At 66.3% G+C, this 15,321-nt stretch carries 14 protein-coding genes; 7 read left to right on the top strand and 7 right to left on the bottom strand.

Annotated elements, in window-relative coordinates; translation table 11 throughout:
* Window positions 1-2: 2 nt before the first annotated feature.
* The 3 genes from AC6RV7_RS02115 to AC6RV7_RS02105 form a co-directional block, all read right to left on the bottom strand.
* Window positions 3-1,334 carry a hybrid sensor histidine kinase/response regulator gene (locus tag AC6RV7_RS02115; RefSeq protein ID WP_500092245.1) on the bottom strand — a complete coding sequence of 444 codons (1,332 nt, stop codon included), beginning with the start codon at window positions 1,332-1,334 and terminating at the stop codon, window positions 3-5.
* Between the two features lie 152 nt (window positions 1,335-1,486).
* Complete coding sequence (locus AC6RV7_RS02110) at window positions 1,487-1,693, bottom strand: heavy-metal-associated domain-containing protein (protein WP_500092244.1); 207 nt, start codon at window positions 1,691-1,693, stop codon at window positions 1,487-1,489.
* Window positions 1,694-1,706: 13 nt separating this feature from the next.
* Entirely contained in the window at window positions 1,707-2,162 is a 456-nt protein-coding gene (locus AC6RV7_RS02105; protein WP_500092243.1) for a YbhB/YbcL family Raf kinase inhibitor-like protein, read from the bottom strand.
* A 201-nt stretch (window positions 2,163-2,363) separates the two neighbouring features.
* On the opposite strand from AC6RV7_RS02105, the gene AC6RV7_RS02100 reads away from it, so the two are divergent.
* Entirely contained in the window at window positions 2,364-3,098 is a 735-nt protein-coding gene (locus AC6RV7_RS02100) for a PTS sugar transporter subunit IIA (RefSeq protein ID WP_500092242.1), read from the top strand.
* A 9-nt stretch (window positions 3,099-3,107) separates the two neighbouring features.
* Here AC6RV7_RS02100 and AC6RV7_RS02095 read toward each other — a convergent pair whose 3' ends face one another.
* Both AC6RV7_RS02095 and AC6RV7_RS02090 read right to left on the bottom strand, forming a co-directional pair.
* Window positions 3,108-6,155 (bottom strand): malectin domain-containing carbohydrate-binding protein, encoded by a 3,048-nt coding sequence (locus AC6RV7_RS02095; protein ID WP_500092241.1) that lies wholly within the window; start codon window positions 6,153-6,155, stop codon window positions 3,108-3,110.
* A 56-nt stretch (window positions 6,156-6,211) separates the two neighbouring features.
* A complete protein-coding gene (locus tag AC6RV7_RS02090) occupies window positions 6,212-7,753 on the bottom strand; it encodes a POT-type proton-dependent oligopeptide transporter (protein ID WP_500092240.1) in 1,542 nt (513 codons plus the stop codon).
* 296 nt (window positions 7,754-8,049) lie between these two features.
* Here AC6RV7_RS02090 and AC6RV7_RS02085 point away from each other — a divergent pair, with 296 nt between their 5' ends.
* From AC6RV7_RS02085 to AC6RV7_RS02060, 6 genes are all read left to right on the top strand, one after another.
* Entirely contained in the window at window positions 8,050-8,598 is a 549-nt protein-coding gene (locus AC6RV7_RS02085) for a mechanosensitive ion channel family protein (RefSeq protein ID WP_500092239.1), read from the top strand.
* Between the two features lie 151 nt (window positions 8,599-8,749).
* Window positions 8,750-9,085, top strand: coding sequence for an ElaB/YgaM/YqjD family protein (locus AC6RV7_RS02080; RefSeq protein WP_500092238.1), 336 nt, complete (start codon window positions 8,750-8,752; stop codon window positions 9,083-9,085).
* Between the two features lie 4 nt (window positions 9,086-9,089).
* Window positions 9,090-9,479: a phage holin family protein gene (locus AC6RV7_RS02075; RefSeq protein ID WP_500092237.1), complete on the top strand. Its 390-nt coding sequence runs from the start codon at window positions 9,090-9,092 to the stop codon at window positions 9,477-9,479.
* Window positions 9,458-9,721, top strand: a complete 264-nt coding sequence (locus AC6RV7_RS02070; RefSeq protein WP_500092236.1) for a hypothetical protein — start codon at window positions 9,458-9,460, stop codon at window positions 9,719-9,721. Before AC6RV7_RS02075 ends, AC6RV7_RS02070 begins: the two co-directional genes overlap by 22 nt.
* 126 nt (window positions 9,722-9,847) lie before the next feature.
* The gene (locus AC6RV7_RS02065; RefSeq protein WP_500092235.1) at window positions 9,848-11,317 is read left to right on the top strand and encodes an endonuclease/exonuclease/phosphatase family protein; all 1,470 of its coding nucleotides are present in this window, start codon (window positions 9,848-9,850) and stop codon (window positions 11,315-11,317) included.
* Window positions 11,318-11,329: 12 nt separating this feature from the next.
* Window positions 11,330-12,916: a phospholipase D-like domain-containing protein gene (locus AC6RV7_RS02060; protein ID WP_500092234.1), complete on the top strand. Its 1,587-nt coding sequence runs from the start codon at window positions 11,330-11,332 to the stop codon at window positions 12,914-12,916.
* Between the two features lie 185 nt (window positions 12,917-13,101).
* Here the strand turns inward: AC6RV7_RS02060 and AC6RV7_RS02055 are convergent, their stop codons facing one another.
* Complete coding sequence (locus AC6RV7_RS02055; protein ID WP_500092233.1) at window positions 13,102-14,418, bottom strand: anaerobic sulfatase maturase; 1,317 nt, start codon at window positions 14,416-14,418, stop codon at window positions 13,102-13,104.
* Window positions 14,419-14,508: 90 nt separating this feature from the next.
* Window positions 14,509-15,321 (bottom strand): alpha/beta fold hydrolase, encoded by an 813-nt coding sequence (locus AC6RV7_RS02050; protein WP_500092232.1) that lies wholly within the window; start codon window positions 15,319-15,321, stop codon window positions 14,509-14,511.

Below are 15,321 nucleotides of genomic sequence, written 5' to 3'. Positions count from 1 at the left end.
GGTCAGTCCCGCGACGGGCTGGTCAACGCGACGAGCGTGGTGACCAGTTGCAAGGGCTCGACCGGCTTCGTGAGACAGGTCTGGAAACCGCTTTCGAGCGCCTGCTGGCAGATGTCGTCGCCGGCGAACGCGGTGACGGCGACCGCCGGCACGGGCTGGCCGTCCGCTGTCGTTTCCCTCTCGCGGATTTGTCGAAGCAGGGCGAAGCCATCGATGGTCGGGAGTCCGAGATCGCTGACGATGATGTCCGGTTTCCGGCGTTCGGTCGATTCCCACGCGGCGGGCGCGGAATCAACGGCGTCGACGTCGGCGCCGGCTTCGCGCAGCACGGCGGTCAAGGCGCGGCGCGTCGCGGCGGCATCCTCGATCAACAGGATGCGGCGCCCTGTCAGTCGACCCGCGAGATGCATGTCGTCCGCGGTCGCGATCAACGCCGGCTGGGCGTCGTGCGCGACAGCGGGCAGGCGCACAATGAAACGCGCCCCGCGATCGCGGCCGTCGCTCTCCGCGAGGATGGAGCCACCGTGCAACTCCGCGATCTTGCGAGCGATCGCGAGGCCGACGCCCAGGCCGCTCTCGGTGCGAATCCGCACGTGCTCGACCTGGGTGAACCGTTCGAAGATCTGTTCGAGAAATTCCGGCGCGATGCCGATGCCGGTGTCGGCCACCGTGATCACGAGTTCGCCGTCCGCCCGTCGCAGATTGACGCTCACTTGGCCGCCGGCCGGGGTGAACTTGACCGCGTTCTGCACCAGGTGATGCACGAGTTGCTGCAGCCGGCGCGCATCGCCGTGAAACAGGCCCGCGTTCGAGGCGAGCGTTTCTTCGATGACGATGCCTTTTTCGCGCGCGAGATTGCGGGAAACATCGACGCCGTTGTGAACCACCGCGGCCAGTTCGACGTCGCGGCGATCAAGTCGGATTTTTCCCGATACGATCCGGGAGGTGTCGACGAGGTCCTCGATCAGCGTGCGCTGCTCCTCGGCGCTGCGTTTGATGGAGTCCAGGGCTTCGCGGAGCTGGTCGGGATCGAGGATTTTCTGGTCTTCGATCAGACTGGTCCAGAGGACGATCGCGGAGAGCGGCGTGCGCAGCTCGTGGGAAATGGTTGAGAGAAAGCGCTCCTTGGCTTCGTTTGCGGAGTCGGCGGAACGCCGCGCCTGTGCGAGCGCGGCCGCGGTTTCCTCCAGCTTCAGCCGCAGGCGGCGCACTTCGTCTTCCGCTGCTTGCAGCTTATCCCGCAAGGCGGTCTCCGGCAGAGACGCGTCGTGACCGTCGGCCGGTCCGGGCGGGGGGCTGGCGGGGCAATCATTGCGAGTGGGTCGGTTCGACATGCGGTGAACGGGTCTGGCGGAAGCGGTTCTCGCGGCCGGAAGCATAGATCGAGGTGCGCGCGCAGCAGAGCCTTTGACTTGGATTGTCGAGAGGTCGGCGCTGTTCCGCGATGCCGCAACAATTCTTCAGGTCGTGTAGTGGCCGGGAGAATTCAATCGGCCGAGGTGCGATAGCCCAGTTTTTGGGCCGCCGAGGCGAGCTGACTGGGATCGGCGCCGTGGTGCGTGATGAGAACCTTGCGCGATTGCGGATCAATCTCGGCGGATTCGACGCCGGGAACGGATTCGAAGGCTTTCTCCAGATGCGCGGTGTCGGTGATGTTCTCGAAATTATGGATGACCAGTTGGGTGGTGCTCATGGCGGGCGTGGTTTCAGGATTTTGCTCGTTCGCGGTGCGAATAGCGCCCCATCAGCTCGGCCTGCGCGAGCACATGGTGCCGCATGGCCTGCTCGATCTGCTCGCGCGGAGCGCCGGCGGGCAGGTCGAGGCGTCGGTCGAGCGCGTAGGCGCGAAAGAAATACCGGTGCGTGCCGGAGGGCGGACGCGGGCCGCCGTAGGCCGTTTCACCCCAGCTGTTCCGCCCGAGCCGCGCCTGCCGCGGCGCACGATCTTCCGGCAGTTCGCGCATCTCGCGATCGAGATCAAAAACAACCCAGTGCGTGAAGGTGCCGCTCGGCGCATCGGGGTCGTCCATGATCAAAACAAAACTCTCCGTCTGCGGCGGCGGATCCGCGATCCTGAGCGGCGGACTGTGATTGTCTGCTTCCTTGGCAAAACGTTCCGGAAGCGCGTCGCCGGCGACAAAGGCAGGGCTGGTGAGTTTCATGACGTGGCAGGGCGTTGCGGTTGGATGAGAAGGTATCGCACCCGTGCGATCATGCCATCGAGTGGGCTGCCGAGCGATTCGCCGGAGAATGCCTTCCACGACGGCGGGAGATCTTCGCAAGGGCCCGGGGCGGCCGCGTGCCGAGGGAATGGAGGCAAGACGGCGCGTTGCACGCCAACCGATTTCGTTTAGCAGTGGGGCATGCCGCATCGCACGCTCAACCTCGAGGAACTCGCGGATTACCTGCATCTCTCGACGCCCGACGTCGAGCGGCTCCTGCGCGAGACCGACCTTCCTCGCGAAACGCGCGGCGGACGGATGATTTTTCGTCGCGGCGCGATCGACGAATGGGCCTCGCAACGCATCCTCGGACTCCCGGACAAGCGACTCGACGCCTACCATCAGAAACTGGTGCGCCGTCCGGCGCCGGAACTCCCCGGCGGGGCCCTGATGCCCGTGCTGCTGGAACCCAACGCCATCGACCTCGAACTTCCGTCGAAAACGGCGGCGTCCGTGGTCCGCGACATGGTGGCGCTGGCGGATCGCACCGGCCGGGTGCTCGATCCGCGCGAATTGCTCGAAAGCGTGCGGGCGCGCGAGGAGATGTGCTCGACGGCACTGCCGGGTGGAATGGCGCTGCTGCACGCGCGACAGCTGGCGGAGTATCGTTTCGAGAGCTCGTTCATCGCGCTCGGCCGCAGCGTCCAGGAAGTGCCCTTCGGTGCGCCGGATGGACGGCCGACGCAGCTGTTTTTCCTCATCTGCTGTGAAGACGAACGGCTGCATCTTCACACCCTCGCGCGGCTGTGTGTGATGGGCTTGAAGACGAACATGATCGACGCGCTCCTCACGGCCGAGAGTGCGGCGTTGGCCTACGAGGAACTCGTGCGAATCGAACGCGACGTGCTGCCACCGGCGCCGGCGACTGAGGCTTGAACAGGCGCGTTACGCGCCGTCCGCGAGAACGATCGTCTGGTCCAGGCCGCGCTCGGACACCGGCCAGCGCCGCGCTCCGCCGTCGAGTTCCGCTTCGAGGTGAAATTCGATGGCCGGCAGCCGCTCGCCCAACGGAGGCAACGCGAGCTCGTAAACGCGGCGGCCGACGTGGCGCAGCGGCACGCGGCGATACTCCGAGGCTCCGAGCGGCCGCCACGCGAGCGAACCGCCGGCGGCGGGCTGCTCCGAGACGAGGATCACGCGGAGTGTCAACGATTCCCCGGCCGCAGCGGCCGTGCGCACCGTGGGCACGACGATCCGCGCCGGCCCGGTGTAGTCGTTTTCCGGCGACGCCGCGAGCGGGAGGTCGCAGCCGAGACTTTTCACGAGCGCGGCATCGTGTTTGCCGAGAATTTGTTGATGCACGCGGCTGCGCTGCTCGAGATTCGCCAGCGTGCCGAGTTCGCCGGGGTTGGAGACGCCGGCGATCTCGGTGCGCAGCAGCTTGGTCCAGAGGCGCGCCAGCTGCAGGCGCAGTGGCAGCGCGCGGTTCTCCACGACTTTTTTCGCTTCCGCCGGATCGGGTGTCTCCGCGATGGCGCTCATCGCCAAATCGAGCGCGCCGGCGGTGCAGCCGATTTCCGCGATCAGCCGCAGGGCGCGAAACTGGTTCAGCCAATAGTCGTAGCGGTCGAGATTGGCCGCGCCGCGGACGCGTTGGCGCAAGGCCTCGAGCTCGCCGACAAACGCGTAGGTCGGCGCGACGGACGCCCACGGTTCCGGATTGCGGCGGATGTCGCCCGGCCCGTCGATCCAGTGCGTCGGCATCGGCAGTGCGACGCCGTCGATCCGAGCCAGCACCTCGCCGATCGCCCCCGCGGCTTCGGGGCCGAAATTCGCCTCGGAGAAATCGCGATAAAAATCGACGACCGGCATCGTGCGATCGATCGGCGGCCGGGGTCGGGCGGCGAGCTGATCGGCTTCGCAGTCCGCGAGCGCGGGACCGCCGCAGTTGATCCGGCGCGCGTAATGCGCGTTGGCGTAGCTGGTGTGACCGTCGAATTCGATGAAGGCGATCGCGGGTTCGCCCGCATGCGCGACGAACTCGAGTAGGAGCCGCGCGTCGGCGGTGTCCACGGCCACGTCCTTGAACTCGAGCACGAGGGCGCGATGGGCGCCGGCGCGGGCCGCGATGTCGAAACGATCGAGGAGCGTGCGGCCGTTGAGCTTCACGCTGAAAACGCGGGCGCCGGGCGCGAGGTTTTCGATTTCGCTGAAGCCGAGGCGGACGTCGTAGCGACCGCCGGGGACGAGGATGTCGAACGACGGCATCCCCACGCGGTTGGTGCGAAACGCCTCCCCGGGCTCGGGCGCGTCGGCGATCGTCGCCGCGGTGGTGACGACGCGTCCGCCGCTGGCGCCGGACGAGGTGAGCGGCGGCAACGGAGTAGGGTCGAAATCCGCCGGCACCCATGACTGGTCCCAGGCGGCGGCGGCGAGCGCAGAGATCTGCGGCGCAAGCACACGGGTGCGCCAGTGGATTCCGATCAATCCGGTGCAGCCGAGCCGGCGGGCGTCCGCCGCGTCGAAGCGCATGCGGCCGGCCCAGAGTTGCGGGCTCGTCAGATTGCCGTCGTTTTCCAGCCACGGAATCGCCCACCGCGGACGCTGCCGCAAATTCGTGAACTGCCGGTCGATCGCAACGTGACCGACGGAAGCGTTGATCGCGCTCATCGGCGAATCGAGCGGCAGAAACTGATCGAGCGCGGCGCGGTCGTGCTGCGGCCCGAGCACCCAGCCGCAGGTCGCCAGGGTCATCGGATGGTTCAAGGCCGCGAGCGCATCGAGCGCTGCCTGAATGTCGGCGGCGGTGCCGGCGAACTGCTCCGGACGATTGCCGGCCCACGTCCAGTCCTCGGGCGTCCACAACCAATAATAATCGACCGGTGTCACCCGCCGGATCCGCTCGAACATTGCCTGGTAAACCTCGCGCACGACCGCCGCGTCGGCGGGATCCTTGCCGTTCGCGAGCAATTCCGCCTTCACCACGGACGGAATCGTCAGCGGCGTTTCGGTGCCGATGCAGGTGAGGATGCCGAGCCGGCGCGCTTCGCGAAACGCGGTCGCGAGCAGTTCGCCCGTGCGATTGAACACGTCGGCGGCCGTCTCGGGCGTCTGCGCGCGAAACTCGCGGTCGCGCATGACGTCTGCGCCGAAATCGTCGCGGTCGAAGAGTTCCGCCGCGCCGCCCGCGAAGTCGCTGGTGCGGGTGGGGGCGTAGGCCCACCACGTTTGTCCGCTGCGCCCGGTCGTGTGATAGGACGCCGGATACGCGCGCCGGACGCGGCCGTGTTCGTCAATGTTGTCCGCGGGGCCGATCCAAACGGTCGGCTCCGGGCCGACACCACTTTCCGGATACGTATGCAGCCCGAGGAAGTTCATCCGCAGCTTCGCGAGCTGGCCGGCGACAGCGAGATAGTCGTCGGCATTCCACCAGTCCGGCCCCTCGGCAAAATCGTGAAACGGCTGGAGACCGCGCACGTTGAAGAGCGGACGGCCTGCTTCGGTGAAGGCGGGAAATGCGAACGGCCGGCGGGCGTCGGGGATGACATCGCCATGCAAATAAAAGCGGACGCCCAGCCGCTCGGCGAAACGATAGACGGCATACAAGGTGCCGAGCGCATCGCCACCGACGAGCGCGATGCGCTCCGGGCCGGTCGTGGAGGCACCGGCGTGCAGCCAGTATTCCTGGGCGGCGAGCGCGGGCAGATTCGCGAAGGTGGACATGGCCAGCGGCCGACTCCGCGACGCCACGACCAGCGCGACGCTGTCCGCCGGCGGCGCGGCGTCGGAAATCGGCAGATGGGCGCCGGTGGTGACATAGACGTAGCGCTGCAGTTCGCGGGCGGCGAAGCGTTCCAGCGGTTCAGCCTGCGGATCGATCGCGATCCGCCAGCCGGCGGAATCGGCGGCGACGAGGCGTGACGCCAGCAGCAGGACACCGGCGAGGGCGAGGCGGCGGGGTAACCACGACGAAAACATATCCCGGAGTATCATGAGTAAGTCTGGTTGTGAATGCCGGCGGCAATCCGGTGGGAGAATCGCGGCAGCGCTCAGGCGCCGCGATAGTGATCGGCGACGCGGTAGCGCCGCGCGACGGCGGCGAAGGCGAGCGCCGCGGCGAAAGCGAAGCCGGCGAAGAAAAACATTTGCGACGCCGTCACGCCGAAGCCCCGGCGGGCGATGAAGTCGGTGACGGCGTCGTTGCGCACGGCGGCGTTCACGATCAGCACCCAGAGATTGCCGATCGTGACGGTCAGATTCCAGAAGCTCATCAGCGCGCCCTTCATCGCCTGCGGCGCCTGGCTGTAGGCAAATTCGAGACCGGTCGCGGCGACGAGCACTTCGCCGAGCGTGAGCAACGCATACGGCAGCACCTGCCAGACGATGGAAAACGCGTCGCCGCGATCGAGCACGAGCTGCATGCCGCCGACCACGACCCATGCCAGGCCGGCGAACGCGATGCCGAGCGTCATGCGACGGAGCGCCGTCATTTCCCAGCCGAGCCGCCGCAGCGCGGGATACAGCACCAGGTTGTTGAACGGAATCAGGAGCATGACGAGCGCCGGATTGAGCGCCTGCATTTGCGCGGCCTGGAACCACGCCGGCTTCGTCATCGCGTCGGCCTGCAGGACCCAGGTCGAGGCCTTCTGGTCGAAGAGCGACCAGAACGGCGTCACGAGAAAAAACAGCACGAGCACGCGCAACACGGAGCGCACGCCCTCGACGGCCTCGGCCGGATGCCGCTCGCGGGCGCGGTCGAGCTGGATCCAGGCCCCGAGCCCGCCGAGAGCGAGGACGGCGACGAGCGCGGTGCACGCCGAGACGACAAAGCCGAACGACGGGATCCCCGCGAGCGCGAGGACGGCGAGGGCCAGGCCGCCGGCCGCGAGCAGGCGTCCTTTGTTTCCGGATACGATGGCGGTAGCCGCCACCTTCAGGAACGAGTGCGGATCGGCCGGCGCGGGCGGCACGAGCACGTAGTGCTTCCGGCCCAGCCACAGGACGGCGGTGGCGACGGCCATGAGCGCGCCGGGGATGCCGAAGGCAACAGCGGCGCCGAACTGACGCAGAAAGATCGGCATCAACAGCGACGCGAAGAACGAGCCGAAGTTAACGATCCAGTAGAATGCGTCGAACACGAGCTTCGCGAGGTGCTTGTTGGTCCGGTCGAACTGGTCGCCGACGAAGGCCGCGACGCAGGGCTTGATGCCGCCCGCGCCGAGTGCGATCAGCGAAAGCCCGGCGTAGAAACCCGTGCGGTTCGACTCGAAGACGGCGAGGCAGAGATGCCCGAGGCAGTAGACGAGGCTCAGCCAGAAGATCGTGTGGTATTTCCCGAAGAAGCGGTCGGCGAGCCAGCCGCCGAGCAGCGGGAAGAAATAAACACCGATCACGAACGTGTGAAAAACGTCCTTGGCCGCCGCGCCGCGCTCCGCCTCCGGCACGTGCATCAGCAAAGAGGATACGAGGAACACCGTGAGGATGTTCCGCATGCCGTAGAAGCTGAAGCGTTCGCAACCCTCGTTGCCGATGATGAAGGGGATCTGGCGCGGGATGCGCGCCGGCGTCGGGGAGGAGTGTTCCGCGGCCATGATGCGAACCGCGATGAGGCGCGGAGATCGCGCGGGCGAAAAGCGAATTCGCACGCGGCTGCGGAGCGAATGACCGAATTGTCAGGCGGAGGGAATCGCGATGCCCCGAGCCGGTTATAGCATTGACCGGGTCCGTTTCAGCCTCCCTGGCGCCGTCGCGGTGGACGTTCGTTCCCCGGATGGCGCCGCCGCGCGAGCTTCATTCAGCGCGGCTTCCCGGATGCGAAAGCTTACCGCTCCCACGCGGCGGACCGACTGTCGCTGTTCGACAGCGTTCAACCAGAAAGTCAGTTCCCATGCTCGATCACGAAACCATCCGGAAACTTATCGAAACGGCGGCGATCGTCGCCGTCGCTCTCATCCTCTTTTTCGGCCTGAAAGGCCGGATCCTGAAATTCGCCGAATGGGCGGGCCTGCCGCGGCTGGCGTTCACCCCCGTGCGGCTGGCCCTGCGCTATGCCGTCCTGATCGCGGCGGCCCTGCTGGTTCTCGGCCGCTGGGGATTTCAGATCAACGGCATCCTCGCGGTGATCGGCACCGTGCTCGGCCTCGTGGCGATCGGCTTCGTGGCGCTGTGGAGCGTCCTGAGCAATTTTCTCTGCACGCTGGTGCTCGTGGTGTTGAAACCCTTCAGCATCGGCGACGAACTCGAGCTGCCGGCGTCGAGCACGCGCGGTCGCGTGACGGACATGAACGTCGTGTTCACCACGCTCGAGAGCTCCCCGGGCGAGACGGTGCTCGTGCCGAACAACACGTTTTTCCAGACGATCTTCAAGCGCCGCATCGGCACGTCGACCTCCAGCCTGGCGGGCCAGCTCGAGCGTTCGCATCCGGTCGTGACGTGAGCCGACGCTGGAATCGCGGAACGCGTTCCCCTTTTTCGTTGTCGGAAACGAGCGGCAGCGAAACGGTTGCGCGGGCCGCAGTGACCCGTTAAGCTGCGCTCCGGTTCTTCGATCGCCGCCATCATCCGCAACCCTCAACCCAGGAATTCCGATGGAAACTCACTTCCCCGATATGGAAAGCGCTCAAACCCACCTCGCGCGCGAGCGTTTGGTGGAGGATTTCAAATCGCTCGCGAGCAACGCCGAGGCGCTGCTGCGGGCGACGGCCGACGACGCGAGCGACAAGGCGAAGGAAACGCGCGCCCGCCTCGCGGCCGCGCTCGAAAAGGCGAAGGCCACCTACCACGATCTGCAGGCGCGCAGCGTAGAATCCGCGAAAGTGGCGGCGCGCAAAGCCGACGAGACGATTCGCACGCACCCGTATGAATCGCTCGCGGTCGCGTTTGGCGTCGGCATTCTGCTCGGCGCGTTGCTGCGCCGGAAATAAGGCCATGCCCGAAGGCGAAACCCAGGACGGCGGGCTGCTGGCGACGGCCCGCCGGCTCGGTCAGTCCGTGCTCGGACTGCTGAGCACGCGGCTGGAGCTGGCGGCGATCGAGTTGCAGGAGGAGAAGCTCCGCGCGCTCGGTTTGCTGGCGTGGCTCGCCGCCGCGCTGGCGCTTGCGGTCGCCGGCATCCTGCTCGCCGTCGGCACGCTCGCGTTGTTCCTGTGGCAGCAAGCTGGATACGCGGGATTGGTTGGTTTGACCGTCGTGGTGCTCGGCGCCGCCGCGACGTGTTTTTACGTGATGCGCCGGCGCGTGGTGCAGGGGCCGAAGCCCTTCGCGGCCACGGTCGCTGAATTCAGAAAGGACGCCGCATGCCTGCGCCAGCCGGAGTAAACGAGCTGGCCGCCCGGAAGCGGCTGCTGCTCGCGGAAGCGGATCTGCATCGCGGCATTCTGCAGCTTGAGTGCGAACGCCTTTGTGCGCGCAGCGAAGCGGCCCGCGCGACGCTCGCGCAGCATCGTTGGTGGTTGCTCGGCGGCGCTGCAGTCGTCGGGTTTTTGCTCACGCGACGCGGTCGTGGACTTGCGGCATGGCTGCCGACGGTCCTCAGCGTCGGGCGGAGTTTTCTGCGCTGAGCCCAGGCTCCGCGACGCCGGCGAGTGGCGTTCCTGCATCGCCGGCGCCGGAGTTTGACCCGCCGGTGGGGCGCATTACCGTAGGCTCTCCGTGCAACGCGGCGGCGATGCCGTGCCGGAAGGAGCGTGACCACGATCCAGATGCTCTACGCGGGCAATGTCGTCTCCCGAACGGGGGAGGACCAGCGGCAGACGTTATCCTTCGGCGTGCGGGTGCAGAACCTCGCTTACGAGAAATCCATCGAGATTCACTGGGCAGGCGAGGCGGGCGAGTGGCGCGTGCTGCCATGTCATTTCGCGCACCCGACCGGTCAGGACGGCGAAGTGTGGGAGGCCGAAGCGGTATTCGAGTCCGCGCGGGAGCGACTGCCGGGAGCGATCGCGTTTGCGGCGCGTGCCCGGCTGGCCGGGATCGACGCGTGGGATTCGAATGACGGCCGCAACCACGCGTTGGCCGCAGATGCCGGCTGGTGGATCGCGCCGGGCCGCCCGGTGTTGAACCTGCGGGTGCAGTCGCGGCTGGCGCTGGAGGACACGTTTCTGCCGGTGACGGTCGCGGTGCCCGCAACGCTGCGACCGCGGCGGGTGTTTGTCCGCTCGCACGAGGATCACAGCCACGTGTGGACGACGCGCGAGTGTGTTTTCTGGCGACGGCATTGGGAGCGGGCGCACGCGAGCGGCGCGCAGAATCCCTCGGCCGCGGGCACCGCGATCTGGGTGACGCACATCCCGGTGCAGCATGCCTGGCGCGTAGAGTATGCGGTCGGCTGCGGCGGAGCGGCGGGCGTTTTCTGGGACAATAATTTCGGCACGAACTACGTCGTCGCCCGCGAGCCGCTGAAGGTCATGACGCTGAATCTCCACTGCAATCAGGAGGAGGAAGCGGACGCGAAACTCTCGACGGTTGCGCGGGCGATCGACGATCACCGGGTCGATATCGTCTGTCTGCAGGAGGTCGCGGAACCGTGGGAAGGCGGGAGCGCCGCGTTTGCGGAGAACGCCGCCAAAAAAATCCGGGACCGCCTGCGCGAGCCGTATCATCTCGTGCACGATTGGTCGCATCGCGGTTTTGGCATTTATCGCGAAGGCAGCGCCATTCTCACGCGTCACGATATCGTGGTGAAGGACGCGGGTTATGTGTCGAGCCGTCACGACGCGGAGAGCATTCACTCCCGCAAGATCGTCATGGCACAGGTGAACGTGCCGTGCGTGGGCGCCGTGAATGTTTTTTCCGTACACCTGAGCTGGTGGAAGGATGGGTTTCGCGAGCAGTTCGAGCGCCTGGCGGCGTGGGCGCGCGATCGGGCCACGCCGGAGGTCGCGGCGACGTTGCTGCTCGGCGATTTCAACGCGGCGCCGGATTCCGCCGGTTACGCGCAGGTGATGGCCGGCGGGGAGTTTGACGACGCGCTGGTGCAATCGCGCCGGCGCGAAACGGGCGAGACCGCCGTGAACGGCGGCCGGATCGACTACATCTTTCTGCGGAAAGGCGGCGCGCTGGAGGCGAGGACCGTGCGGCGGCTGTTCACGCCGGCCGATTATGGGCGCGTGTCCGATCATCCTGGCTATTACGCGGAGCTCGTGCCGCGCGCGTGAGGGGAGCGGATCATGGCGCTGGCCGAACAGTGGGCGTCGCCGGCCTGGACGGAATGGGGGCTGCCGTTCCCGCGGCGGAACGAGCTGGGCGAGCGTTTCACGCTGCGGTGGGGCCGCATCGGTTTTCGCGTGCACGGCACGACGGCGATCAACGTCAAGGTGCTTCTGACGGTGAGGCGGGAGGGTGGGGCGAACGAGCGCTACCTTGTGGACACCGACGCCTGCGAGGCCGAGGGCGGTGCGCATCGGTGCACGCGGGATTTTTATCTGGGCCTGGATTCGTGGCCTTTCGGAGCGATCGTCGACGTGTCCTTCGCGTTTGTCGTTCACTGCGGCGAACGGTCGTATCCGTCGCAGTTCGCCTATCGCCTCGCGGAGCCCGGACGTGGCGCGGGGTCGCACCGCGTCCCGCCGGTGGCGGGCGAAAACGATTACCGGACGTGCGAGGTCGACGCCGGTTTGCTGCAGCGCGATGTGCGCTGGTTCAATCATCATTTCGAATCCCTCGGCGTGGTGCCGAAGTTCACGCGGGGCGTGGTGCACCATCCGTATCACCCGAAGCGTTACATCCATGACCGGCTCGACGAGATGATCCGCCGCCGGTGCTTCGCGCCTGAACGTCCGGCCAGGGTGAAGGTATGCGTCGATTGCATCGACGACGCCGATTTCGTGAATCATCTGCTGTATGCCGCGGCGCAGGGCGTGCAGGTGCAGTGCGTGGTCGACTGGCGGAAGATGACGCTCACGCGCAGCGAAAACTATGTGCGACTCAAGCGTTCCGGTATCGAGCTGATCGGCGTGTTCTGTTCCTCCCGGGATCCGCGGGTGGAGCTGTCGCCGGACATGCACACGAAGTTCATCGTGTTCGGCGACGAGGACTGTCTGCTCGGCTCTTTCAACATCACGTTCGATCGCTGGGGACCGAACTGGGAGTCGGGTCTGAGTTTTCGTTCCTATGGCGTCTGCCGACTGCTCGACAATGTGTTCCAGAGCATCCGCGGCGGGGTGATCCAAGCCTACGAGATCGACCCGTGGAGTGTGTTCAACCTCCTGTACACCTTCGGGCGTCACGCGGCGGCGGACGGCCGGTTGTATCGGCCGCATCAGGCGATCATTTCCGAAATCCACCGGGCCCGCCGCTCGCTGCGGGGCTGCCTGTTTCACGTCTCGGAACTGCGCGGCGACTATAACGATTCGGTGATCGACGCCCTGCTCGCCGCGCGCCGGCGGGGCGTCGACGTGCAGCTCGTTCTCAACGGCCATATTGTGCGCGAGGGCGATCCGGGCCGCGAATATACGATGGAGAACGAATTGCGGCGGCCGCTGGTGCCGGCAGTGGCGCGGCTGCAACAAGGTGGCGTTCCGGTCTGGCTGGCGTACGGAAAACACGACCAGCGCGTGCCGTACAGCCCGCTGCACGCAAAATTTTGTGTGATCGACGAGCGCGTGGTGCTCGAGGGCAGCTTCAATTGGTACAACACCTCGGTGTTTTCGCACGATCTGCTCGTCGTGCTCGCCGATCCGGCGATCGCCCGGCTCTATCTGGCCGAGTTCGACCACGTGCAAAACTGTCTCCGGTTTCCGCGGGCCGACCCGTGAGCACGGCCGGACGACCTCGCAGATATAACTCAGGTTATATAAAAAATACGGCCGGGGCCGACGCGAGGCGTCAGGTTTTTATAAAAACCTTACATTCTATAATATGAGCAAGGCGACGACTGACGTCGCGACGAGGTTTATATTAATTTCGGACCTGTACCGCTAACGCATTGTTGGCTTGGTCACTAACGTCTGGCGGGAGGTCGGAAGGGGGTTTCCGGCCTCCCCCTTGTGCGCGGCGGCATCCAGTAGCTGCGGGGCAGGGTCATGATCCTTGCCGGGGCCTCGCCCGCGTGGAGGAGCGCCGCCATCGTGCTCATCGCCGGATCGATGTGGGTGAAGAAGCGTTTGTAGGCGGCACAGAGGTAATTCAGTCCGGGCTCGCCGGATGGCGTGGGCAGGAAGCGGTGCTTGGGGCATTCGCCGTGGCAGGCGAATCTGACCGCGCACTCGCGACATTCGCGGGGCAGCCCGGTCCGCTTGGCCTCGCCGAACTGCCGCTGCGCGGGCGAGTCGACGAGGGTGGCGAGCGGTCGGGCGCGCAGGTTGCCGAGCCGGTAGGCGGGGTAAACGTAGTGGTCGCAGCTGTACACATCGCCGTTGTGTTCGATCGCAAGGGCGCGGCCGCAGGTCTCGTTGAAGAGACAGACGCCGGCCGGTTCACCCACCCAGTTGGCGAGCGCCGCATCGAATTGCTGGATGAAGATGCGGCCGACGTCCCGCTGGATCCACTCGTCGAAGATCGTGCAGAGAAACTGCCCGTAGTCCGCCGGCCGGACGCTCCACGGCGTGACCTGCGCATCGAGCGTCCGGGTGTCCGCATGGTCGGGCGGAGGTGCCAGCCAGAGGCCGGACTCCGCCCCGTCCGCCGCAGCGTTGCGCTCCACGATCGGAATGAACTGGATGAATCCGGAACCGATCTCCCGCAGGAAACGGTAGACGGCGAGCGGCTGGAGCGAGTTTTTGCGGTGGACGGTGGTGAGCGTGTTGAACTCCACGCCGTGACGCTTCAGCACCGCGATCCCGCGCATGACGTCGTCGAAGGTGGCCCGCCCGCCTTTGTCGACGCGGTAGGCGTCGTGAAATTCCCTCGGGCCGTCGATGCTGAGGCCGACGAGGAACTTCTCGCGCGCGAAAAATTCGCCCCAGGCGTCGTCGAGCAGGACGCCATTGGTTTGGAATGCATTCTCGATGCGTTTATCGCCGGCGTAACGAGCCTGGAGCGCGACCGCAGTGCGGAAGAACTCCACGCCGAGCAAGGTGGGCTCTCCGCCTTGCCAGGCGAACGACACGACCGGGCCGGGTTGCGCGGCGATGTAGTCGCGGATGTAGCGCTCCAGCAGGTCGGCCGACATGCGAAGCTGGGTCGCCGCAGGATAAAGGTGGGTTTTCTCGAGGTAAAAACAGTAGGTGCAGGCGAGATTGCAGGCGGAACCGACGGGTTTCGTCAGCAGGTGAAACGGACGTTGCGCCACCGGCGCAGGGGCAGGGAAGTCGCTCATGAAAAGGCGCAGCGAGGCCTTCGATCTCGTAGAGATCTTCGCGCCGGGTGGCGAGGATGAGTTCGCGGCGGTCGTGGCCGCGGCCGGAACTCAGTGCTTCGTTGCCGGGGCGGACGAGCTGGCCGCGACTGCTTCGTTGCGATCGTTCACCGCGTCCTCCATTAGCGACGCGACGCCGCGCGGGTCTTCTTGTTGCGCGACATGGCCGCCGGGAAACGTGCGGATTGTCCAGCCACGGGCTTTCGCGCGCTGCCAGCTCTTGTCCTGGGCCGCGCGCTCCTCGATGGATTTGTCCTTCGGCACGAAGGCGACGTAGGTCACCGGCAGCGCGAGCGCGGCGGGGTTGCGATAGGAGACGGGCTGATTGAAGCACTTGATCGACTGCTTGACGTTGTGCGGCGGCTTGGCGTCGGGCTTGACCCAGGGGACCTGCATGAAGCCGTCGACGATGTTCGGGCCGGCGGGGCCTCTGCCGCCGAAGAGGTCCCAGATCGACTCGCCGTCGTCGGGCACCGCGGCGTCGAGGAAGACGACGTGCTTGATGCGGTCGGGCACGCGATCCATCACGCCGGTGATGACCATGCCGCCGTAACTGTGGCCCGTCAGCACGACATCGTGCAGATCTTCGAAGAGGATCAGATTCACGACGTCGTTGATATGCGTCTGCAGATCGACGTCGGGACTATTGAGGTGCATGCGCTCGCCGAGACCGGTGAGCGTCGCGCGATATACGGTGTGACCGTCGTCGTCGAGAAACTGGCCGGTGCGCTTCCATTCCCAGCCACCGGCGGTGGCGCCGTGCACGATGACGTAAGTGTAGCGGTCTTTTTGATCGGCGGCGCGCGCCGCGGTGAAAGCCAGCGCGGTAAGGGCGAGAAGAAGGACGGGGCGGAGGAGTTTCAT

Source organism: Opitutus sp. sgz309028 (assembly GCF_059821195.1).
This window is presented reverse-complemented; position numbering and strand designations above follow the sequence as displayed.